Origin of the sequence: Streptosporangium sp. NPDC002524 (assembly GCF_040295985.1) — a bacterium.
Lineage (GTDB): Bacteria > Actinomycetota > Actinomycetes > Streptosporangiales > Streptosporangiaceae > Streptosporangium.
Genome location: NZ_JBEOWK010000010.1, coordinates 67,484 through 89,452 on the forward strand (window position 1 = coordinate 67,484; position 21,969 = coordinate 89,452).

General features: G+C 70.6%; 23 protein-coding genes. 12 read left to right on the forward strand and 11 right to left on the reverse strand.

Features of this window, described 5'->3' with window-relative positions:
• Positions 1-46 precede the first annotated feature (46 nt).
• Genes ABT053_RS18860 through ABT053_RS18870 form a run of 3 tightly spaced genes read left to right on the forward strand, consistent with a single transcriptional unit; the run spans position 47 to position 3,457 of the window.
• Entirely contained in the window at positions 47-1,033 is a 987-nt protein-coding gene (locus tag ABT053_RS18860) for an NAD-dependent epimerase/dehydratase family protein (RefSeq protein WP_350970373.1), read from the forward strand.
• A complete protein-coding gene (locus tag ABT053_RS18865; protein WP_350970374.1) occupies positions 1,030-2,076 on the forward strand; it encodes a glycosyltransferase family 4 protein in 1,047 nt (348 codons plus the stop codon). The genes ABT053_RS18860 and ABT053_RS18865 overlap by 4 nt, the downstream gene beginning before the upstream one ends.
• 10 nt (positions 2,077-2,086) lie before the next feature.
• Positions 2,087-3,457, forward strand: coding sequence for a tyrosine-protein kinase domain-containing protein (locus ABT053_RS18870; RefSeq protein WP_350970573.1), 1,371 nt, complete (start codon positions 2,087-2,089; stop codon positions 3,455-3,457).
• Positions 3,458-3,539: 82 nt separating this feature from the next.
• On the opposite strand, the gene ABT053_RS18875 is transcribed toward ABT053_RS18870, so the two are convergent.
• From ABT053_RS18875 to ABT053_RS18910, 6 genes are all read right to left on the reverse strand, one after another.
• Positions 3,540-4,265, reverse strand: a complete 726-nt coding sequence (locus ABT053_RS18875) for an arsenate reductase/protein-tyrosine-phosphatase family protein (RefSeq protein WP_350970375.1) — start codon at positions 4,263-4,265, stop codon at positions 3,540-3,542.
• A gap of 211 nt (positions 4,266-4,476) precedes the next feature.
• Positions 4,477-6,423, reverse strand: coding sequence for a DUF4012 domain-containing protein (locus tag ABT053_RS43475; protein WP_502991798.1), 1,947 nt, complete (start codon positions 6,421-6,423; stop codon positions 4,477-4,479).
• 7 nt (positions 6,424-6,430) lie between these two features.
• Positions 6,431-7,567 (reverse strand): hypothetical protein, encoded by a 1,137-nt coding sequence (locus ABT053_RS18895; RefSeq protein WP_350970376.1) that lies wholly within the window; start codon positions 7,565-7,567, stop codon positions 6,431-6,433.
• Between the two features lie 194 nt (positions 7,568-7,761).
• The gene (locus ABT053_RS18900; RefSeq protein ID WP_350970377.1) at positions 7,762-9,009 is read right to left on the reverse strand and encodes a PQQ-dependent sugar dehydrogenase; all 1,248 of its coding nucleotides are present in this window, start codon (positions 9,007-9,009) and stop codon (positions 7,762-7,764) included.
• Between the two features lie 60 nt (positions 9,010-9,069).
• Positions 9,070-10,383, reverse strand: coding sequence for an MFS transporter (locus tag ABT053_RS18905; RefSeq protein WP_350970378.1), 1,314 nt, complete (start codon positions 10,381-10,383; stop codon positions 9,070-9,072).
• A gap of 115 nt (positions 10,384-10,498) precedes the next feature.
• On the reverse strand, positions 10,499-10,978 hold the full coding sequence (locus ABT053_RS18910; protein WP_350970379.1) for a GNAT family N-acetyltransferase: 480 nt from the start codon (positions 10,976-10,978) through the stop codon (positions 10,499-10,501).
• A gap of 26 nt (positions 10,979-11,004) precedes the next feature.
• Here ABT053_RS18910 and ABT053_RS18915 point away from each other — a divergent pair, with 26 nt between their 5' ends.
• Positions 11,005-11,529: a CGNR zinc finger domain-containing protein gene (locus tag ABT053_RS18915; RefSeq protein ID WP_350970380.1), complete on the forward strand. Its 525-nt coding sequence runs from the start codon at positions 11,005-11,007 to the stop codon at positions 11,527-11,529.
• Positions 11,530-11,758: 229 nt separating this feature from the next.
• Here the strand turns inward: ABT053_RS18915 and tgmC are convergent, their stop codons facing one another.
• From tgmC to ABT053_RS18930, 3 genes are all read right to left on the reverse strand, one after another.
• On the reverse strand, positions 11,759-12,892 hold the full coding sequence (gene tgmC / locus ABT053_RS18920; RefSeq protein ID WP_350970381.1) for an ATP-grasp peptide maturase system methyltransferase: 1,134 nt from the start codon (positions 12,890-12,892) through the stop codon (positions 11,759-11,761).
• A 239-nt stretch (positions 12,893-13,131) separates the two neighbouring features.
• Complete coding sequence (locus tag ABT053_RS18925; protein ID WP_350970382.1) at positions 13,132-13,344, reverse strand: DUF397 domain-containing protein; 213 nt, start codon at positions 13,342-13,344, stop codon at positions 13,132-13,134.
• The gene (locus ABT053_RS18930) at positions 13,323-14,153 is read right to left on the reverse strand and encodes a helix-turn-helix domain-containing protein (protein ID WP_350970383.1); all 831 of its coding nucleotides are present in this window, start codon (positions 14,151-14,153) and stop codon (positions 13,323-13,325) included. The genes ABT053_RS18925 and ABT053_RS18930 overlap by 22 nt, the downstream gene beginning before the upstream one ends.
• Before the next feature lie 362 nt (positions 14,154-14,515).
• On the opposite strand from ABT053_RS18930, the gene ABT053_RS18935 reads away from it, so the two are divergent.
• The 5 genes from ABT053_RS18935 (at position 14,516) to ABT053_RS18955 (ending at position 17,178) form a co-directional block, all read left to right on the forward strand.
• On the forward strand, positions 14,516-14,857 hold the full coding sequence (locus ABT053_RS18935; RefSeq protein WP_350970384.1) for a hypothetical protein: 342 nt from the start codon (positions 14,516-14,518) through the stop codon (positions 14,855-14,857).
• Entirely contained in the window at positions 14,854-15,492 is a 639-nt protein-coding gene (locus ABT053_RS18940; RefSeq protein ID WP_350970385.1) for a hypothetical protein, read from the forward strand. The genes ABT053_RS18935 and ABT053_RS18940 overlap by 4 nt, the downstream gene beginning before the upstream one ends.
• Before the next feature lie 122 nt (positions 15,493-15,614).
• Positions 15,615-16,034, forward strand: coding sequence for a hypothetical protein (locus tag ABT053_RS18945; RefSeq protein ID WP_350970386.1), 420 nt, complete (start codon positions 15,615-15,617; stop codon positions 16,032-16,034).
• Positions 16,031-16,225: a helix-turn-helix transcriptional regulator gene (locus tag ABT053_RS18950; protein WP_350970387.1), complete on the forward strand. Its 195-nt coding sequence runs from the start codon at positions 16,031-16,033 to the stop codon at positions 16,223-16,225. The genes ABT053_RS18945 and ABT053_RS18950 overlap by 4 nt, the downstream gene beginning before the upstream one ends.
• Before the next feature lie 200 nt (positions 16,226-16,425).
• Positions 16,426-17,178, forward strand: a complete 753-nt coding sequence (locus tag ABT053_RS18955; RefSeq protein WP_350970388.1) for an SDR family NAD(P)-dependent oxidoreductase — start codon at positions 16,426-16,428, stop codon at positions 17,176-17,178.
• A 284-nt stretch (positions 17,179-17,462) separates the two neighbouring features.
• Here the strand turns inward: ABT053_RS18955 and ABT053_RS18960 are convergent, their stop codons facing one another.
• Positions 17,463-18,683 (reverse strand): ABC transporter ATP-binding protein, encoded by a 1,221-nt coding sequence (locus ABT053_RS18960; RefSeq protein WP_350970389.1) that lies wholly within the window; start codon positions 18,681-18,683, stop codon positions 17,463-17,465.
• Positions 18,684-18,860: 177 nt separating this feature from the next.
• Here ABT053_RS18960 and ABT053_RS18965 point away from each other — a divergent pair, with 177 nt between their 5' ends.
• Complete coding sequence (locus ABT053_RS18965) at positions 18,861-19,859, forward strand: LacI family DNA-binding transcriptional regulator (RefSeq protein WP_350970390.1); 999 nt, start codon at positions 18,861-18,863, stop codon at positions 19,857-19,859.
• Here ABT053_RS18965 and ABT053_RS18970 read toward each other — a convergent pair.
• Positions 19,831-20,316, reverse strand: coding sequence for a glutathione peroxidase (locus tag ABT053_RS18970; protein WP_350970391.1), 486 nt, complete (start codon positions 20,314-20,316; stop codon positions 19,831-19,833). The genes ABT053_RS18965 and ABT053_RS18970 overlap by 29 nt on opposite strands.
• Positions 20,317-20,536: 220 nt before the next feature.
• Here ABT053_RS18970 and ABT053_RS18975 point away from each other — a divergent pair, with 220 nt between their 5' ends.
• Both ABT053_RS18975 and ABT053_RS18980 read left to right on the forward strand, forming a co-directional pair.
• Complete coding sequence (locus ABT053_RS18975; protein ID WP_350970392.1) at positions 20,537-20,926, forward strand: aggregation-promoting factor C-terminal-like domain-containing protein; 390 nt, start codon at positions 20,537-20,539, stop codon at positions 20,924-20,926.
• A gap of 339 nt (positions 20,927-21,265) precedes the next feature.
• Complete coding sequence (locus ABT053_RS18980; protein WP_350970393.1) at positions 21,266-21,760, forward strand: aggregation-promoting factor C-terminal-like domain-containing protein; 495 nt, start codon at positions 21,266-21,268, stop codon at positions 21,758-21,760.
• Positions 21,761-21,969: the final 209 nt, after the last annotated feature.

The following is a 21,969-nucleotide window of genomic DNA, read 5'->3' on the forward strand; positions in this document are numbered from 1 at the left end:
TCCCTCCGGCGACCCAGATCTCCAAGCACGTGATGAGGAGGAGCCCGTGAGCGAGACAGCACAGACCAGCTACCTGATAACGGGGGGCAGCGGATTCATCGGATCGCACCTGGCCGACGCCCTGCTCGCCCGTGGCGACTCCGTCGTCGTCCTGGACAACCTCTCGACGGGGCGGCTGGAGAACCTCCGGCCGCACCCGAGCCTGCGTTTCGTGCACGGCTCGGTCCTGGACGAGCTCATGGTCGACGAGCTGGTCCACCGGTGCGACGTCGTCGTGCATCTGGCGGCCGCGGTCGGCGTCAAGCTGATCGTCGAGCAGCCGCTGCGGTCCCTGACGACCAACATCAGGGGGTCGGAGATCGTCATCGAGGCCGCGCACCGGTACCGGAAGAAGATCCTGATCACCAGCACGAGCGAGATCTACGGCAAGAACTCCTCCGGAGCGCTGCGCGAGGACGCCGACCGCGTCCTCGGCAGCACCGCCGTGGTCCGCTGGGCCTACAGCACCGCGAAGGCCGTCGACGAGATCCTCGCCAACGCGTACCACAAGGAGCGCGACCTGCCGACGATCATCGTCCGGCTGTTCAACACCGTGGGGCCCCGGCAGAGCCCGAGCTACGGGATGGTCGTCCCGAGCCTCGTCCGGCAGGCGCTCTCGGCCGTACCGCTGACGGTGTTCGGCGACGGGACGCAGACCCGCTGCTTCGCGCACGTCGCCGACGTCGTCGACGCGCTGCTGCGGCTGCTCGACGAGGAGGCCGCCGTCGGCGAGACCTTCAACATCGGCTCCGCCGACGAGGTGAGCATCATGGAGCTGGCGAAGCTCATCATCGAGTTCACCGGGTCCACCTCCGGGATCGAGCTCGTCCCCTACTCCGAGGCCTACGAGCGGGGGTTCGAGGACATGACCCGCAGGGTTCCCGACACCTCGAAGCTCCGCGCGCTCACCGGGTGGGTCCCGCGGCGCGCTCTCGACGAGATCCTCACGGAGATCATCGGAGAGGCGTCGGGGGATCCGGCGCTCCCCCGGTGAGCGGGGCGATCGCCTTCGCCTCGGGGGCGGCCTGCGTTCTCACCGCCGTGGCCGTCGTGCCGCTCAGGCGCCTCGCGCTGCGCTGGGACCTGGTCGACCGTCCCGGCGGGTCCTGCGGGTACAAGGCCCACGCCCGCCCGACGCCCTACCTCGGCGGCATCGCGATCATGCTGGGCACGGTCGCGCCCACCATGCTCGTGCTGGGGTTCGGCGACCTCCAGATCACCGCGATCCTCATGGCGGCCACCGCGGTGTCCGTCCTCGGCCTGATCGACGACATCGGCGCCCTGCCCGCGGCCACCAGGCTCGCCGTGGAGACCGTGGCCGCGACGGGGGTGGTGGTCTCCGGCGTCCGGGTGACCGTGACCGGGACCTGGCTGGACGACCTCCTCACGGTGGCGTGGATCGTCGTGATGACGAACTCCTTCAACCTGCTGGACAACATGGACGGCGCCCTGGGGACCGTGACCGCCGTCACCGCCGGCCTCCTCGCGGCGACGGCCCTGCTCCAGGGGTACGCGGCGCTCGGGGTGCCGCTGTGCGCGCTCGCCTGCGCGGGCCTGGGGTTCCTGCCGCACAACTGGGCGCCCGCGAGGGTGTTCATGGGCGACTCCGGATCGCTGTTCGTCGGATTCACGCTCGCCTGCTCGGCGGTCCTGCTGGTCATGGGGCAGCCCCTGGCCGCCACCGCCGCCGGGCTGTTCCTCCCGGTCTTCGTCGCGACGGTCGACACCTGCGTCGTCCTCGTCTCCCGTACGCTGGCGGGCCGTTCGCCGCTGCGGGGCGGCACCGACCACCTGTCCCACCGGCTGCGCCGGATCGGCCTGGGAACGCGCGCGACGGCGGCCACGCTGGGCGCGATCACGGCGGTCACCGGCGCCCTCCACCTGGCGACGGTCCTGGGCGAGGTGCCGCCGCCCGCCGCGCTGGCCGTGGCGGTCGTGATCGCCGCCGCCCTCGCCGGCCTGCTGCGGGGCGCGCACGTCCCGCCGGCGGCCCAGCCCGCTGGAATCTCGCGGAAAGTCCACGAAAGGCGGCTTTGATCCAGTGAAGATGCTCCACTACGCCCGGCTCGGGCGCAGGAACTGGATGTTCATCCTCCTCGCGCTGCTCCTGGGCGCGGGCGCGGCCCTCGCCGTCACGTCCGGCACGCCGCCGAAGTACGTCGCGACGATATCCATGCTGGTGTCCGGTCACGACAGGGAGGGCAGCCTCTCCACCGCGTACCAGGCGGGGATGCTGTCGGCCCAGCGGGTGCACTCGTACGCCACCCTGCTCTCCAGCCGGCGGGTGGTCGGCCAGATCACCTCCGCGGACGACGTCGAACGCGTGCAGGCGAACATCACCGCGGAGGCCGTCCCCGGCACCGTGCTGCTGCGCGCCACGGTCGGCGACCCCGACCCCGAGCGGGCCGCCGGGCTGGCCAACGCCCTGGGCGCGCGGTTCACCGAGCTCATCGACCAGATCGAGCGGCCCACCCCCGCCAGCCGTCCGACCGTCAAGGTCACGCTGGTGGACTGGGCGGACGTGCCCAGGGAGCCGGTCAGTCCCCGGCCCGTGGTCAACCTGGTGACGGCCATGCTGATCGCGCTGCTGTCGGCGGCGGCCGTCATCATCGTGCACGACCACCTGGACACCACCATCAAGACCTCCGAGGTGCTGCAGAAGGCGTCGGGCAGCTCGACCCTGGGGATCATCGGCTACGAGCGGGACGCCAGGCGCTACCCGCTGATCCTGCGCAACCGCGGGCGCTCGACCCGGTCCGAGGCGTTCCGGACGCTGCGCACCAACCTGCAGTTCATCGGCGTCGAACGGCAGCCGAAGTCGCTCGTGGTCACCAGCTGCCTGCCGGGCGAGGGGAAGTCCTCGACCTCCACGAACCTCGCGATCACGCTGGCCCAGGCCGGGTGGCGGATCATCCTGGTGGACGGCGACCTGCGCCGCCCGACCATCCCCGGCTACCTCGGCATCGAGGGGACGGTGGGCCTGACGGACGTGCTGATCAACAAGGCGAGCCTGAAGGAGGCCGTCCAGGTCTGGGGGAAGCCGGGCATGTCCGTCCTGCCGAGCGGGCAGATCCCGCCGAACCCCAGCGAGCTGCTCGGTTCGAGCGGGATGCGCGAGGTGCTGGCCCAGCTGTCCGAGACGTACGACATGGTGATCATCGACGCGCCGCCGGTGCTGCCGGTGACCGACGCCGCGACGCTCAGCGCGCTCTGCGACGGCACCCTCCTCGTCACCCGTCACGGCAAGACCCGCCGGGAGCACATGGTCCGCGCCGCGGAACTCCTGGCGTCGATCAACGCCCGCGTGGTGGGCACCGTGCTGAACTTCGTCCCGATCAAGAACAGCACGTACTTCGGCTACGAGTACGAGGGCGGGTACGAGGCGAGGCCCGAGGTCAAGACTCCGGTGGGTGTGTGAACGGCCAGAGCGGCACGAGGTCAGGACTCCGGTAGGTGCGTGAACAGCCGGAGCGGCACGAGGGCAGGCGCGAGGCCCAAGGTCAGGACTCCGGCAGATGCGTGAACAGCCGGAGCGGGACGGCGAGCGCGCGGGCGACGCGCCGGCCCGCCATCCGGTGGGCCAGCCGGGAACGCCGGTAAGGGTCGGCGATGTCGGGCCCGCCGACCCGCACCAGCCCGCGCAGCGCCCGCGCCTCGTCGACCAGGGCGCAGGCCCGCCGCACGGGGTCGCGGTGCCGGACGACCTCCTCCGGAGGCACGGCCCGCGCCAGCGCGCCGAACTCGGCGATGGTGAAGGCCCGCGTGGCCGCCGCGAGATGCAGGGCCACCGATTCCGCCCGGTGCGCGCGGGTGGCCGTCAGCACCAGGTCCGCGCCGGCCACCATCTCGGGGGTGAGGAGGCTGGCGCGGAAGCCCGTGGGATCCCCGCCGAGGCGCGCCAGCGTCCGTCCGGTGTGCCCGTCCATCTCCGTGCCCGGCCGCGCGTGCGTGCCCGCGCTGGTCACCTGGACGGCCGGGCACGGCCCGAGGGCCGCGCGGGTCAGCCGCTCGGCCAGCGGGGAACGGCAGATGTTGGCGGTGCACACGAACAGGACGCGGAAGCGGACGCCGTCCTGCGGCGTCCACGCCCGGTGGACCTCCCGCCAGCAGCGCGGGCCGCAGCCCTCGTGTCCGGGCCAGGCGCTCTCCTCGCCCCCGAGGTCCGCGTCGTCCTCCCCGGTCACGAGGCTGTGCGCGCTCCCGGCGGTCCACGGCGAAGCCTTCATGACCGGAGACTAGGTCACCTTCGGTCCGCCGCCGTCCGCGGCGCACCCCTCTTTGCTGTTTTATACCGAGGCGCACGGCGAACCGGCCGGTTGTCCCGGCGCGCACGCAAAACGGACGGCGGTAGCGACGCATGCGAACCGGACCGCTGTCCCGGCGCGCGTACCGGGACAGCCATGAAGAGGCGTGAAGAGACTTAAACAGGTCCCACCGTCAGGGGGCGCAACCCCGGGAGTCCTGGGTGACGTGGGTCAGCTGCGGCCGGGCGAGCGGCTGCACGGGAACGAGCGGCGGTTCGTCCGAGGCGAGCTCGGTGAGGTCGAACCGCAGGGTCCTCGACTGCCCGGGGGCGAGTTCCAGCATGGTCGAGTAGACGGGGTGGGACCGCTCGGTCTCCCGTACGACCGGCACCCGGTCGCCGTCGAGCCTGGCCTCGGTCACCTTCGCGCCGAGCCCGCCGTACAGCGACACCCAAAGCAGGTTGGAGCCGGGAGTGTGCTGGCCGCGGGGGGAGTCGAGCCGGCCGGTGACGTAGGAGGGCAGTGTCCCGGGCGGGACGTCGTTGGTGAGCCTGACTCTGACGGTCGAGGAGCGCAGGCCGTCCCTGCAGGGGCCCAGCTCGTAGTCGAGGGAGCGGTCCAGGTAGTAGTCGAGCTTGCCGCCCGCGGAGTTGTTGACCACCAGTCCCGCGAAAGGTCCCGGCCCCGACGGCAGCACGCCGCCGGCCGGGGTACGCGCCAGGAACCGCTGCTCGGCCTCGTGACGGCTCCAGACCTGCAGCCGCCGGTCGCCCACCATGGCCGACAGCACGGGCAGCGACCGGGCGGGGTCGGTGAGGAGTCCGGGCAGCGCCTCGCCGACGGCGCGGGCGATCTCGATGAGGAACCGCTTGCGCGCCACGGGGTCGGGGTAGCGGGCGTAGGCCACCCGTTCGGTGAGGTCGACGACGTTCCCCGAGGTCACCCGCTCCCCGCCGGGCAGGGTGATCGGGCCGGTGAGCCGCATCAGGTGCGACAGCCCGACCGGGTCGGTGGCGACGGCGCCGTCGAGCCGGGTGCGGGCCTGCCGCTCCCAGAGCCCGGTCCAGGTGGCCGCGGCGTACGGGAAGTGCGGGGAGAGGTTGGAGACGGACAGCATCCTGGCCGCGCCCGGCCCGTAGCGCCCGCGGAAGTCCCGGCCGTGGTCGGCGACGGGGACGGGGCTGGCGGCGAGCCCGTTGTTGGGCGTGAGCCGCTCGACGGCGATCCGGCCGCGGTTCGCCCTCAGGATGCCGAAGGCTCCCACCAGGCCCCCGGTGCCCCGCGCCTCGGCGTTGGTCTGGAAGGCGAGGAAGTAGCGGCGCGGGCCGTCGCCGCCCAGCATCGCGGGGAGCAGCGCGGCGGCGTCCGCCGCGTCGCCCAGCCCGGCGCGCAGCCGGTCGACCTCGCGCAGCGCCGTACCGCGCGCCTGGTCCAGCCGGTCCACGCCGGTGTGCGCGGGGACGGCCGCCAGCCGGGCGCTCACCCGGGCGAGCCGGGTGACGCCGTCGTCGAGGACCGGCACCGCCGTCTCCGCGACGGCGAGCAGCCGCCTCGGACCGCCCGATGAGGACGTGCCCGGCGAGGACGTGCCCGGCGAGTGCGTGCTCGGCGAGTGCGTGCCTGACGATGGCGCACCTGACGAAGGTGTGCCTGATGAGTCTGTGCCTGACGAAGGCGTACCTGACGAAGGCGTACCTGACGAAGGCGTGCCTGACGAAGGTGTGTTTGACGAAGGTGTGTTTGACGAGTTCGTGCCCGCCGCGATGAACGCCGCGCCCGCCCGCTGGACGCCGTCCAGCACGTCGGTCAGCTCCGCGACCCCCTCGGCCAGTGCCCGGACGGTCGTCGCGGCGTCCCCCAGCACCGGCGCGTGGGCGAGCACCGACCAGTCCGCGCCAGCGGTGAGCCGCCGCGCCTCGGCCGCGTGCCGCCGCGCCTCGGCGAGCGGTCCCGCCACGAGACCCGGTTCGCCCGCGCTCACCGCCGCGCGCAGCCGGAGCAACGCGCTCGCGGTCGCCTCCAGGTGGTCCCGTACGCTCAGGCCGAGATGGGCGGACCAGCCCCCGGCCGGTACGGCGACCGCGAGGACGAGCAGGCAGGCCGTGACGGCGCGGCGGCGCCCCCCGGACCTGGGCGGCACCGGAGTCCTAGGCGGCACTGGAGGATCGGCGGCGCCGCACGGAGATCAGGATGCCGGTGGCCCCGGCGACCAGCAGGCCTGCGCCCACCGCGACCACGGCCGCCAGGGGCGTACCGGTGAAGGGCAGCCCGGCACCGTCTCCGGTGTCCAGCGCCGCTTCGCGGACGCACCCCTCGGCGCCCTCCTCGCAGCCGCCACCGCAGTCGCCGCCGTCGCCGCATCCTCCGAAGCCGACGCCGTCGCCGTCACCGAAGCCGTCGCCGTCACCCCCGTCGTCCTCGGCGTCGTCGATGAGGCGCGCGAGGTTCCTGGCGGCGAGGGCGAGGGACTCCGCGGCGGAGGCGAGACGCGCGGCGGCCTTGGCGATCTCCTCGGCCTCGGTGGCCACCCGCGCGGCGCTGGTGGCCACCACCACGGCGGCGGAGTCGAACGGCGCCGCGAGGACCGCGATGCCACCGGCCTCGGTGGCGATGTCCCCGGCCCTGCCGGCGATCTCCCTGGCCCTTCGCGCGATGTCCCTGGCCCTGGCGGCGATCTTCTCGGCCCTGGCGGCGAGCGACGCGGCGTAGGAGCCGCTCCTCTCGGCGGCACTCCCCTTGGCCCCGTTCCTCGCGCTGCCGCCCCTTTCGGTCCCGTTGCTCGCGCTGCCGCCCCGCGCCCTGCCGTTGCTCTCGCTGCCGTTGCTCTCGCTGCCGGCGCGGATCCCGGCGCCGGAGGCGAGCCGCCGGGACGCGGAGACGAGACCCATGGCGGCGGGCGCGACCCGCGCCGCGACGGCCTCGCCGCCCTCGCCGTCCAGCGCGGCGCGGAGCTCGGCCCTCGCCGAGGCGATGGCGGCCCGCTGGGGGCCGAAGTTCGCTCCCCCGACGACACCGGCGATGTTCTCCACGGCGGTGGCGACGGCCTCCGCCGCGGAGGCGACGGCCTCGGCCTCGGCCGCGATGGCCTCCGCGTCGTCGAGGACGTCCTCGGCATCGGCGGCGAGGCGCGCGGCGGTGAAGGCGAAGTCGATGGACGGCGGATAGGGGGCGGCCGCCGACGTCCGGAGATCGGTCTCGGCGGCTGCCGCCCCGCCGATCCCCGTCCCCGCACCGCTCCCGGCCATCACCGCGAGAAGAATGGACACGATGAGCTTTCCGGCCATTTCGGGCTCCTCACGGCGAATACGTCAGACCAGGAACAGACGCTTGGCACACAAACGACATGCCTCCGGAACCCGTTATATTTTCCCGCCGAAAAGATCGCCCGACCGGCGCACCGCCCTTACCGAAGGATCACCCGCTGTTTCCGATCATTTATGGTGCCGGGAGGATCTGCCCCGGCCGGAGACGGACGTGGTCACGGGGCCGCCTCGACCCGGTAAACGGGACCCGACAGGCTGAGCGCGTACAGCTCGCCGTCGTGGTCCTGGCCGAAGGACGACAGTTGCTCCACCGTGCCGAGGTCGTCACCCTGCCCCTTCCCTCCTGGGGGCGCGGCCTTCACCCAGCCCGCGCAGAAGTCGCCGTAGACGAACCGTCCCTCCAGGCCGGGGATCTTCTCGCCCCGGTAGACGTATCCGGCGATGACCGAGCAGTTGCCGCCCTCGCCCAGCGGATACTCGATGACCGGATCGACCAGGTCACCGCCGCCGTCCCCGTCGCCGCCGCCCTCGAAGGGGTGGGTGCCCTCCTTCAGGTTCCAGCCGTAGTTGCGGCCGCCCTCGCCCTTCGGCTCGAAGTCGACCTCCTCCCAGGCGTTCTGGCCGACGTCGCCGATCCACATGTCGCCGGTCTTCGCGTCGAAGGTGAACCGCCAGGGGTTGCGCAGGCCGTACGACCAGATCTCCGGCTTGGCGCCCTGCCTGCCGACGAACGGGTTGTCGCGGGGGACCTCGTACGGGGTGCCGCGCGGGTCGATCCTGAGGATCTTGCCGAGCCAGGTGTCCAGCTTCTGGCCGTTGCCCTCCGGGTCTCCCCCGCTGCCGCCGTCGCCGAGGGCGATGTAGAGGTGCCCGTCGGGCCCGAAGGCGAGCTGCCCGCCGTTGTGGTTGGCGTACGGCTGCCGCTGGGTGAGCACGTCCCTGCGGCCGGTCGCCTTCCCGCCGGAGAAGGCCCATTCGGTGAGGTGGGTGTGCCCCTCGCGGTCGGTCCAGTTGAGATAGAGGAAGTTCCCGTCCGGGTGGAAGGCCACCCCGAGCAGTCCCTGCTCGTTGCCCGTGCTGATCTCCTCGGAGAGGTCGACGACGGGCGCCTCGGCGACCTTCCCGTCCGCCACGGCGCGCAGCCGTCCCGTCTGCTCGGCGATGTAGAGCGTCCGGTCGTCCTTGCGCACGGCCATCGCCACCGGCATGTCGAGCCGGGCGAACTCGGTGAAGCGGACCTTCGGGGCGGCCTCCGTCCCCGCCTCCCCCGGCGAGGCCGTGGCAGCGGGTGAGGCGGCGGGAGGGGCGGATCCGGAGTCGGCGGACCCGGCGGTCTCTGTGGTCCCCGTGGAGGAGCAGGCGACCAGCGCCGCGCTCAGCAGGGCCAGGCCCCATCCTGTCCGGCGTCCTGTCCGGCGGGAGATCGGCACGGTTCTCAGCCTCCTGTTGTTCGTCGCCTGCATCAGATGATCACCTGTACGCCCCGGGCACCCCGAAGGTTCCGGCCACACCGGGCGATTCCTTCACGCCCTGCCCTCCCCCTGTCGCGTACGCCCATTCTCCCCGCCTCCGCGAGCCGTGACCGTCAGGACGACGGCGGTCATCACGGAGAGCAGGCCCCAGGCCGGTACGAAGCTGCCGGTCAGATCCCTGAGCAGGCCGAGAACGGGCGGCGCCAGGACGACGGCGACCTGGTTGACGGCCATGGCCAGGCCGAGGGCGAATCCCGTCCGGTCCGGCGGTGCCGACTCGGCCAGGTAGGCGACCCACGGGCCGTACCAGCCGATCCCGAAGAACCCGAGCCAGACGAACAACAGGCAGGCCGCCACGGGCGAACGCCCTATCGGGGTGATCAGCGCCGACATCCCCGCCGTCACGGCGACCATGCAGGTCAGGACACATACATAGCGCCCAGCCCCGCTGCGGTCGCTCCAGGCCGCCAGGCAGACGCGGCCGGCAGCCCCCGCCCCCTGGGTGGCCACCAGGACGAGGGCCGCCGAACCCGCCTCGACGGCCGTCACCTCGTGGAGATACAGCACGGTCAGCACGCCCACGCCGCTGTGTACCGAGACCAGGCACATCCCGGACCAGATGATCTTCACCATGGCCGGTTCACGGAGCATCCGCAGCCGGACACCGAACCACGACGCGAGCGAGACGCGCGGCTCCGGGTCCCGAGGCGCGCCGTCCCGAGAAGGACTGTCACGAGGGGTGCCGTCCCGAGAAGGACTGTCACGAGGAGGGCTTTGAGCGGGCGGGCGACGGTAGAGGCACATGAAGGCGACGGCCCCCAGCAGCGCGACGAGCGCACCGGCCAGGAGCGTCACCCGCCAGCCGAGAGCGGCGGCGAGGACGGGAAGCACGGCCGCGGCGAGTACGCCGCCCAGCGGCAGGCCTGCCTGGCGGATTCCCATCGCCAACCCCCGCTGGGACGCGTCGAACCACGACGCCACCGACTTGCTGCCACCGGGCTGGACGGTGCTGTATCCCGCGCCCACGACCAGCAGGACAAGGAGCAGGGACACGTATCCCGGAGCCAGGCTCCCCGCACCCAGGCTCACGGCGACGACACAGGCGCCTATCCCGACGACCCAGCGCTCGTCGTAGCGGTCCAGCAGCTCCCCCGCCACCAGCAACCCGGCCAGGGGGACCACGTAGGCCGCCGAGAGCAACAGCCCCAGCTGAGCCGTGCTCAGGCTCAGATCACGTTGCAGGTGGACGCCCATTGCCCCGATGCCCTGCACGAAGAATCCGGAGGCGGCCTGGGTGAAGGTGGCGACACCGAGGACGACCCACCGGTACCGCCCCGTGCTGCGCACAGGCTCGCCACCGCTCATCCGCCTCCCCGCTCCGGGTGACACGTCGCGATCGCACAGCCGGTACGACGCACCACCGGGCCGGTCACGAACGCACGGCCGACTACTCGGTTCACTCGGTACGGCCGGGCACTCGTCACGGGCGCCAGCACAGCGCGGGGTCGGGGTGGTCGAAGAAGCCGAGCTCCCGGTAGAGCGGCTCGCCCTCGCGGGAGGCGTACAGGTCCACCCGGACGGCCTCACGTTCCCGGAACCAGCCGAGCAGGCCCCGCATGATCGCGCGGCTGTGGCCACGCCGCCGGTACGCGGGATCGGTGACCACGCCGATCACGTGCCCGATGCGGCCGTTCGGTGAGTGCGGGCCGGGGAACCACTGCTCGACGGTGCCGATGCCGCAGGCGGCGAGGCCGTCGTCGCCGTCCACGACCAGGATCCGCGCGTCCTTCTCCGCCAGTTTCGCCTTCAGGACCGCGGCGAGGGCCTCCCGCCAGCCGTCGCCCGCCGACGAGGGGTTGAAGAAGTCGCCGCCGAGGTCCTCGAACAGCAACGCCCGCAGGCGTACGAGTTCCGCGACGTCGTCCTCAGACGCCTGCCGTACATCGGTGTGGTGTGTCATACGGACAAGGCTGATGTAATGGTCTTATGCACCTCAACCCTTACGGTGAGGACGCGGTGAACCTGGCCGCGGACCTGGCCAACCGGCGCCCGGCGACCGCCGGGAAGCTCGCGGACCGCTGCCGCGCCGCCGGGCTCGTGCTGGAGCACCCGGTCACGCCGCGGGACCTGGACCGTGTCCACGCCGTACTGGAGGCGTGGGAGAAGGTCGTCGACGCCGCCGACGAGCGCGAGCGCGCCGAGCTGGTCAACCGCATGCTGGCGGAGTCCGCCGCCTACCCGCGGCTGACCGACCACACGGGCGGCGGCTGGCACCTGCACTACCGCGACGACCGGCAGCCGCTCGGCTCCGTGCTGTTCGCGCTTTTCTCCGTGGGCACCGCGCTGCACCTGGCGGGACGAGGCATGCACCGGCTCCGGCGCTGTGCCGTGACCGAATGCGTCACGATCTTCGCCGACACCTCCCGCACCGGGCGGCAGCGCTACTGCTCCCAGCGATGCGCCAACCGCGACGCGGTCCGCCGGCACCGCGCGAGCCGCGCGACCGGCTGACTCACCGAGCCGAGCGATCTCCGGCTCCGGCCGGGACACCGCGCGGGTTCCGCCGTCCGAAGTCACCGACGTCGCCGAAGTCACCGATGTCGCCGTCCAGGAAGTCGAGCGGCCGGTCCCGGTGTCCCCAACGGCACCGGCCTGACCTGACGGAGCGGCTTCGAGGCCACCCCCTCAAGACGGCGAAAGCCCCCGGTCGGAGCCGGAGGCTTTCACGTCGCACGGCCGTTTACGCCGGGAGGTCCCAGCTCGGCCCGGCGGGGTCACCGAGCCAGACGTGCTGACGCTCCCTCGTGACGGTGAGCCCGAACCCGGACTGATGTGGAGATCCAGCCCCCTGCCAGGTCAGGACCGCCTCCTCGACCTCGTCCCACAACTTGACCGGCCCGTGCTGGTGCACCGTCCATCCGCCCGCGGGATCCGGCGCGGTGTCGGCCCGTGAGCCGGTACCGACATCCAGCAGGAGTATCGAGTCCTCGCTCCAGGAGAGCTGGGCCTGTGGGGCGGCGAGCTGGGCGATCCACACGGCCGTATCGTCACTTCTGAGAATCGAGGGGTCGATTCTGCTCCTGCGGGCCTCTCCAAGGCCGGTCGTCACCGGGGGCCGTGGTGGCGGCAGGTGGGAGCGGGCGGTCATGAAGTACAGATCGTCCTTGAGGAAACGACCGCTGGCACTGCCGTCATCGGCCAGGGCCAGGTGAGCGAAGGCGACTCCCCCCATCCAGCCCCACATGGGAGCGGTGATGGTCCCTCCGCCGCGGACCTGCCGCGTCCAGGCCGCCGGGATGGTACGCACCGAGCAGGTGGCGATCAGCCGGTCGTATTCGTCGTCCGAGCCGTACCCGAACAGTCCATCTTGCACTGCGAGGGTGGGCGCGTACCCGGCTTCGGTGATCGCCTTCCTGGCCCGAGCGGCGACCTCCGGGTCGTACTCGATCGAGGTGACGGCCCCCTGGCCGAGCCGCTCGCACATCAGCGATGTGGAGTAACCGGTGCCCGTGCCGATTTCCAGCACCGTGTCACCCTCGCCGATCTGGGCGGCCTCCAACATCCGCACGACCAGGCTCGGGAACGTGGAGGACGAGCTCGGCTGCCCGACGATGACGCCGGTCGCGTCCTCGGCGAGAACCCCATCGACCTGGGTGACCCACGTCGCGTCGGTGTAGGCCAGGGCGAGCCAGTCGTCTTCCTCCATGTCGGCGCGGCGCAGGGGATTCCACCGATCGGCACGGCCCTCTTCGGCGAGGTAAACGGCATCGCCCAGAAACAGCTCGCGCGGTACGGTTTCCAGCGCCCGGCGCCAGCCATGGGAACCTATCTGGCCCGCCATGGCGAGGCGAAGCTTCGCGGCCGCGTCACTCATGGCCACCATCCTTCCGATGCCGATATCGGCGGGGTCGACGCGAACGACATGCACCCGGTGCTTGTTCGACGCTGAGATCACCAGGCCGGCGATATGGGAGACGGCTCCTCACCGACGTCAGCTGTGGGCGGAAGGACAAGCCGGATGTCTGCCGTGTCCGCCATGCGACAGACACCTTGTGTGATCCGACAAGAAGACCCCCGGCGGTGGGGCCGGGGGTCATCGCAGTCCGAGGAGGGTTAGAAGTCGAACTCGCCCTTCTTGGCGCCGTCGACGAAGGCCGCCCAGACCTCACCCCGCACCACATAGGGGGCCTGGCCAGGAGCTTCGGTGTCACGAATGGCCACACGACCCTGGGAGAGCGGAGCCACCTCGATACAGTCGCCGCCGTTCGTACCGGAACGACTCGCCTTACGCCAGGCCGCGGTGTTCAGTTCAGCCGTGAGGTCCACTTCTCCACCATCTTCCGGATGAGTTCCAGCGACGCGCTCCGGGGGAGGGATTCCGCCCTGAGGGCGTCCAGCTTCATGGTAACCGTAGCGATGAGATCCGGGTTGCTTGATACGACCGGCTGGCCAACCGTTTCCAGGTAGACCGTGTGCCGCTGCCTGTCGGATGCCTGTGCGATGACAATCGCTCCGTTCAGACCGGGGTTGGCGCCAAGCGGTGTGATCTGAATTGTGATGTGGGGTGCCTCGGCGGCTTTGACGAGGTGACTCAGTTGCTCTCGCATAATTTTCGGACTACCGACGGGGCGGCTGAGCACACCTTCGTCGAGGATCACCAGATACATCGGCGGGCTGGTGCGGTTGAGAATCTCCTGCCGATCCAGACGCGCCGCGACCAGGGTTTCGACCTGTTCATGGCCGAAACCGGGTTCACACCGCAGAAGTACCCGCGCGTACGCCTCGGTCTGGAGCAGTCCCGGTACGACCAGTGGCTGCCACGTCTTGAGTGACACCGCCTCCGCCTCCTCGTCCAGCCAGGGCCGGAACCACTTGGGTGCCATGTCCTTGTGCCTCGACAGCTCGGCCCACAGCTTTCGCAGGCCCGGCCCGAAGACCTCTTCGCTTCTCGTTATGAACTGCGTTGTGGGAGGGCGCTTCCCGATTTCGACCGCACCCACCTGGCTCGACGAGTATCCGATTCGGGCACCCAGCTCCGCTTGGGTTAGAACTGCCTCCAAACGCAATCGCCGTACTTCAGCGCCGAATGCCTGGTTTCTTCCCGCCATTGGGTCCAGGTCGCGTGCCGCAGGCATGACTACCTCCCGGTGTTGTATTCGACAACATCCCACGCATCCGTCAAACACTGAACCGACATCTTGCCGGGTGATTGTCCTTCCAACGCTGCCCACAAAATACATCTCAGACAGCAATCTATGAAGCGGAAGCAGGAAGCCGGTAAGCGCCAAAGGTCTCGTCCGACATGACATCTAGTTCTGACGTAGAACGTGTAGGTCGCTTATCTGGCGTATTGCGGCATGCGCGGCGATCTTCGCATTTCCAATCAAACTCGCGATTCGCCGACTCAACATGAAGGCCAGGAAGGGCAGGGCAAATGGCGGCCAGGCAGAAAAAGGCAGTATTCGCCGCAGAAGGAACCGAAGCGCGGGACGCACCCATGACCGACGCGGCAGCGGAGCACCACGACAGGGTGTTGGCCGTCGTGCAGCAACTACTGAAAGCGGAGGGGGTTCGCTCTTACGCCGTCCACACGGTCACCCTGAAACTGAGCGAGGACGGCAGGCCGTGGGCTCTGGGGCAGTGCACGCGTCGCACCCCCCACCTGGTCGCGCACAACCTCGACGGCGGAAAGGTGGCGGACGTGACCGTGGGTTCGCGCTCCGGCTGCTATCTGGTCTCCCTGCCCTCGGTGGGGGTGATGGCCCAGCCGGTGAACGCCGATCAGCCTCACGCGGTGGTGGACATGATCCTCGCGATGTTGCCGAAGGGGGCGACGTGATCGGCCCCGCGGCGACAGGGACCACTCTTCACGGGAAGCCCTACGTCACGCCGTACGCCGAGGAGAGCCTGGATCTGCCACTGGCCTTCGAGTGGGCGGCAGAAGGCCCCCGGCTGACCTACCGTGACGCGCTCCCGCAGGAGTGGATGTTCGGGGTGCTGTGGGCTCGCTGCGGCACCGCACAGGAGGGGAAGATCCTGTGGCACATGGTTCATACGCTGCGGCAACGGCGGTGCATGCTGAAACGGCTGTGCCGGGTGTGCGGCAAGCCGGCCACCGACCCCGACACCGGGCGCGTCTGCTGGATCTTGCCTTCCGCGTTGGCGGACGACTTCCGGTCGTCCTGGCCCACAGCTCATCCGCCCACATGCAAGGCGCACGTGGGCGAGGCACTGACCGCCTGCCCGTACCTGCGGAGAGAAGCACCGGTCGTCTGCACGGTCGGCGACTACTTCCCGGTCGGGGTGCTGGCCAACCTGTACGGCGAGGACGACGGCGGCCGGGTGGTGGAGACCCGTCATCAGATCGCGATCGGTCTGGACGAGTTCCACCTGCTTCCCCGGGCGCTGGCCACCCAGCTCATCGTCCAGATAAGCGACCTCCAGCCCGCGCCGCAGGAGAGCCGCGCATGGTGAGAGGGGTCCCATGTCGCCCGACCCCGGGGCGGTCCGGTCGGTGTCAGGTGTACTTGACACCACGATGGGCGCCTCCTACCGTGTCAGGTGTACTTGACTTCTCGCCACGGAAAGGGTGACTCGTGCAAGCACGCGACGAGACCGGGGCCTATCGGGTCTCGATCAAGACGGCCGTCCGGCTCGTACTCTGGACATTCGCCTGGGCGGCGACCCTCGCCCTGGCCAAGTTCGGTCCCGGGCTCCTGTGGGATTCGCGGCAACCGGTGGCGAGCTGGGTCGCGGTCGCCGTCAATCTCGCCGTCGGCATCGGATGGATCGTCGCCTTCGCGCGCTTCCTCCGGGCACAGGACGAGTTCCAACGGAAGATCATTCAGGATGCGCTGACGGTCGCCCTCGGAGTGGGGTGGGTCGGCGGATTCGCCTACGTCGTCGCGGACGCGGCCGACCTCGTCGCCTACGACGTCGACGTCGCGGTCTTCCCCGCGCTCCTGGGGGTCGTCTACATGATCACCATCCTCGTCGGCAGGCTCAGGTACCGATGAGGAACCGCGTCAAGGACCTCCGGGCCGAACGCGCCTGGACGCAGGCCGACCTGGCCCAGCGGGTCGGCGTGTCGAGGCAGGCGATCAACGCGATCGAGACGGGGAAGTTCGACCCGAGCCTTCCGGTCGCCTTCCGTCTCGCCAGGCTGTTCGACCAGCGGATCGAAGAGCTCTTTTTCGACGATCAGTGAAGTGCCCCGGATGCGGTTCGTATGAGTCGGCCGGAGACGTGGCCGCGAATCGTGCCGCGCTCGACGGCTCCGGGATCGGGGGCACCGATGCCGGCCACGGCGTCACCGTCGTCGTCGGAGCGTCCGTCGCCGGCCGCGGGCCCGGCCCCCGCCCGCCCCCGGCCGCCCCCGCCCGGCCGCGTCGTCCCTAGACTGCAGGTATGCCAACCGCACTGATCACGGGGGCGACGGCCGGCATCGGTGCCGCCTTCGCCCGCCGCCTCGCCGCCGACGGATTCTCACTCGTCCTGGTCGCCCGCGACGAGAAGCGTCTCGTCTCCGTCGCCGAGGAGCTGCGCCTGCGGTACGGGGTGAGCAGCGAGGTGCTCGCCGCCGACCTGGTGACCGACGAGGGCCTGGAAGCGGTGGAGCGGCGGCTCGGCGAGGGGGTCGACCTGCTGATCAACAACGCGGGCTTCGGCCACCGGGGTCACTTCCTGGACGTGCCCGCGGAGGAGGAGCTGCGGATGCTCAAGCTGCACTGCGAGGCGGTGCTGCGGCTCACCCTGGCCGCGCTGCCGGGGATGCGGGACCGCGACCGGGGCGCGGTGATCAATGTCGCGTCGGTGGCGGCGTTCTTCACCCGGGGCTCCTACAGCGCGTCCAAGGCGTGGGTGGTGAGCTTCAGCCAGGCCACGGCCATCGAGATGGCCGGGACCCGCGTGCGCGTCATGGCCCTGTGCCCGGGGTTCGTGCACACCGAGTTCCACGAGCGCGCCTCGATGGACAAGTCGGGCATCCCCGAGTTCTTCTGGCTGTCGGCCGACAACGTCGTCCGCGAGGCGATGCGCGACCTGGCCCGGGGCGTGCGGGTGAGCATCCCCGACCTGCGCTACAAGGTCATCGTCAGGGTCGGCAGGCTGCTCCCCCTCGGCCTGATCGGCCAGTTCTCGCGCCGCCTCGCCCGCCGCTGAAGGAAACGCCGCCGGAGAGACGCCACGCGAGAGACACCGCGCGAGAAAGGCCACGGGAGAGACGCCACGGGAGAGAGGCCGCCGGGGGAACGCCCGGGAAGAGACCCGCGGCGCAGGACCACCGGCGGGAAGCCGCTGACAAGGAAGGCCGACAAGGAAGACGGAAGGGCCCGCGCCACGGGAGGGGGTCGTGGCGCGGGCCCTTTCGGCCTGCGGTGGTTCGCGGGCCCTTTCGGCCTGCGGCGATGGTCGGGGCGAGCCTCACGACCGACCGGCGCGGCGGATCAGACGCGGGCGTTGGCCTCGTGACCGATCGCCAGACCCGAGACCGGGTCGAAGAAGTGCAGGTTGTGGGTGTCGACGATCAGCTCGATGTTCTGGCCGGGACGGACGTGGCTGCGGGAGTTGACGCGGGCGGTCCACAGGGACTTGTCGCCCACCAGCGGCAGCGTCGCGTCCTCCTCGCCGTCGTCGGCGGCGGCGGCCACGGTGTCCTGGTGCTGGACCGGCGGGGCGTCGATCAGGAACAGCACGTTGATCTCGGAGCCCAGCTCCTCGGTGACCTCGGCGCGGACCGGCAGGCGGACCCAGCCGGAGGAGGAGCCGTTGGCGGCGATCGAGTCGTCGAAGTCGGAGGGGCGGATGCCCAGGATGATCTTCTTGCCGAAGTACTGGTCGAGGCCGCGCTTCTCGGCGAGGGTCTCGGCCGGCACCGGCAGCTTGAAGCCCGCGAACGCGACGGCCGCGCCGCCCTCGCCGCGCACCAGCTCGGCATTGACGAAGTTCATCGACGGGGAGCCCATGAAGCCCGCGACGAACAGGTTGACCGGCTTGTCGAAGAGGTTCTGCGGGGTGTCGACCTGCTGGAGCAGGCCGTCGCGCAGCACGCAGACGCGGTCGCCGAGGGTCATGGCCTCGACCTGGTCGTGGGTGACGTAGACGGTCGTCACGCCCAGGCGCTCGTGCAGGGTGTTGAGGGAGGCGCGCATGGAGACGCGGAGCTTGGCGTCCAGGTTGGACAGCGGCTCGTCCATGAGGAAGGCCTGCGGCTCACGCACGATCGCGCGGCCCATGGCGACACGCTGGCGCTGGCCACCGGAGAGGGCGGCGGGCTTGCGCTTGAGGTACTGGTCCAGGCCGAGCATCTTGGCGGCCTCGCCGACGCGCTTGGCGATCTCCGCCTTGGGCATCTTGCGGAGCTTCAGACCGAAGGCGAGGTTCTCCTCGACGGTCATGTGCGGGTAGAGCGCGTAGTTCTGGAAGACCATGGCGATGTCGCGGTCCTTCGGGGGCAGGTGGTTGACCACCCGGTCGCCGATGGAGATCTCGCCGCCGCTGATGTCCTCAAGCCCGGCGATCATCCGCAGGGCGGTGGACTTGCCACATCCGGACGGCCCGACCAGCACCATGAACTCCCCGTCCCTGATCTCAAGGTCGAGGCCGTTCACGGCTTTGACGCCGCCCGCGTAGATCTTGTCGACTTTGCTGAGAACAATGGATGCCATGGAAGTCCTTGTCGCCTCGGGCCAACCCCGCGTTCACCCGATATTGGATACGTTTTCATGCATCTCATCGGAAACGGACATCCGTGTCAAGAGTCTGCCCGGTTCTGGCCTGTCAGCAGGGCGGTTATCACCGCTTCGCACTGGATCCGGCCCGGAAATCATGATGGAATCGTTTCCATGAACATGCGTCGTACGACGATCAAGGATGTCGCCGGGGCGGCCGGGGTGGGGGTCGCCACGGTGTCCCGGGTCCTGTCGGGCGGCTCGGCCAGCCCGGAGACCAGGGAGCGGGTGCTGACCGTCGCCGCCCAGCTCGACTACCGGCCCAGCGCGCTCGGGCGCAACCTGCGCCAGCGGCGCTCGGGCGGGATCGGGCTGCTGCTGCCCGACATCACCGACACCTTCTACGGCCGGGTGGCCGACGGCGTGCTCGCCTGCGCGCGCTCGGCGGGCGAGCCGGTGATCGTGGGCGCGACCGGCGACGACCCCGAGCGCGAGGCCGAGCTGATCGGCATGCTGCTGGAGCAGGGCGTGGACCGGGTGATCGCGATCCCCTCGGGCGACGGCGACAGCTGGGCGCCCACCCTGCGGGCCGGGGTGATCACGGTGTTCGCGCACCGGCTCTCGGCCGGGCGCGACGACATCCCCGCGGTGGTGGCCGACGACCGCGCGGGGGTCGGGACGGCCGTCGACTACCTGACGGGGCTGGGACACCGGCGCATCGCCTATCTGGGCGGGCCGGGACAGGCGCAGCGCCTGTCGGTCTTCAGGCAGGCGCTGGGCCCCCTCGTCGACGAGGAGCTGATCGTCGTCGCCCGGGGCAGCCGCGACTCCGCGTACGCCGCCGCCGCCGGGCTCTTCCAGCACCGGCCGGACCTGACCGCCGTGCTGGCCGGGGGCAACCTGCTGGGCGAGGCGGCGGTGCTGGCGGCGCGGGAGCTGGACCTGCGCATCCCCAGGGACCTGTCCCTGATCATGTTCGACGACGTGCCCTGGGCCGAGCTGTGCTCACCGCCGCTGACGGTGATCGCCCAGCCGGCCAGGGACATCGGCTACCGCGCCGCCGAGCTGGTGCTGCGCGGCGGCGCCAGGAGGCCTCGGGGCGTGCTGCTGCCCACCGAGCTGATCGTCAGGGGCAGCTGCGCGGCTAGAGGGACTTCTCGATCGCCGCGATGAGGGCGGGGTCGCCGGGCTCGACGGCCGGCCGGAACCTGCCCAGCACCTCCCCGTCCCGCGAGACGAGGAACTTCTCGAAGTTCCACTTCACGTCACCGGCCTCACCCTCGGCGTCGGGGGTGGCGGTCAGCGCGTCGTAGAGGGGGTGCCTGCCGTCGCCGTTGACCTCGGTCTTGGCCAGCAGCGGGAAGTCGACGCCGTAGGTGGTGGAGCAGAACTCCTGGATCTCCTCGGCGGTGCCCGGCTCCTGGCCGTAGAACTGGTTGCACGGCACGCCGACGACGGTGAAGCCCCGGTCGCCGTAGGTCCGCTGGAGGTCGACGAGACCCGCGTACTGGGGGGTGAGGCCGCACTTGGAGGCGACGTTCACGACGAGGACGGCCCTGTCCCCGGCGAGCTCGGCCAGGGTGGTGGGCGCGTCGGAAAGGGTGAGGAGCGAGATATCACGGATTCCCATGAGCCGCAGCCTAATCCCGTTGTCACATTTGAGAGTTATGCCGTCCAGAAAGTGAAATGTGACTGACGCCACAGGTGAGACGGGGCCCGCCTCACCAATGCTTTGATCATTCCCTTACCGATCTTTGACAGGACTCCTGACAGGCGCTGTCGACTGGCCCGCCGCCGAATCGCCGGGCATCGTGTCGGCCGTCCCCCGTCCCCGAAGCACAGGGAGTCCCATGTCGACGCTCCGCCGTACCGGTGTGCTGGTGATCACCTCGGTGCTCGCCCTCGGCACCACCACGGTCGCCCAGGCGTCCTCGGCAAGACCGGGCAACCAGGCCGTAGCCAGGCCCATGGTGTCCGCGCACGGCTGGAACAAGAGCCAGTTCACCTGCCTCAGCAGGCTCTGGACCAAGGAGAGCAACTGGAACCACCGCGCCCGCAACCGCTCGTCGGGCGCGTACGGCATCCCCCAGGCGCTGCCCGGCGGCAAGATGGCCAGCGCCGGGCGCGACTGGCGCACCAACCCCAGGACGCAGATCAGGTGGGGACTCGGCTACATCAAGCAGCGCTACGGCTCGCCGTGCCGGGCGTGGACGCACTTCACCGCGCGGGGCTGGTACTGATCAGCGAGCGGTGAGCTGAAACCCCATGGCAGGGTGATTTTCACACCGTCTCCCGGCATGGGTGATTCGCCGGTCGTAACCGCCCCTTCGCCGAATCACCCGTAGATCCCGAAGATCGGGCAAACACCTTTCCTTCGCGTGTCCCATCCGGTGTCCGGCGCGCTCTCGCGTACTAGAAAGCCGCCTAGAGAGATCGCCGCGGCGTCTCATGCCGGAAACAGGCCGGAGAGACCACGCGGACGTTCCCCGTCCGAGCCACGGACGCCGGATCGTCGGACGCCGGAGGGCACCACGTGCCCTCCCGCGCCTTCCGCACGCGGCCCGAGGACAAGGATCCATGTGAACAGCTACCGCGTTCTGCGCAACACCGTCATGACCGTGCTCACCGCCTCGGCGATGGTCGGTCCACCGACGGTGGGACAGGCTGAAAGCACCTCCGAGACGGCCAGGAAAGGGTCGTCGAGGACGGTGTACCGCCTCACCTGGGCCACCCAGGTGAAGCCGAGGGTGAAAGCGGTCGCGAGGACCGCCAAGGGCAGGAACAAGACGATCGCCTATCGTCTCGTGTCCCGCCGAGCGTGGCCGCACAGCCAGTTCCGCTGCCTGGACAGTCTCTGGACCAGGGAGAGCAACTGGAACCACCGTGCGTACAACCGCTCATCGGGTGCGTACGGCATCCCGCAGGCGCTGCCCGGCTCGAAGATGGGCGGCAGCGGCCGGGACTGGCGCTACAACCCGATCACACAGATCCACTGGGGTCTGAGCTACATCAAGAGCCGTTACGGGTCACCGTGCGGCGCGTGGGGTCACTTCCGGTCGAGCAACTGGTACTGACCCGCACGGAGAGTGTCCAGGGGAAGGGAACACTCTCCTGACGCTCGGGGCTCCAGGGCCCCGGGCGTCACCCTCCCGGGCCGCCCGGCCCCCACACTCCGGCACTGCCCGCCCGGCCGCCGCGCCACCTCCCGGGACACCCGGCCGCCACACTTGGGCACCACCCGCCTGCCGAGCTGCCGCATCCAGACGCCCGGAGCCGTCCGGCC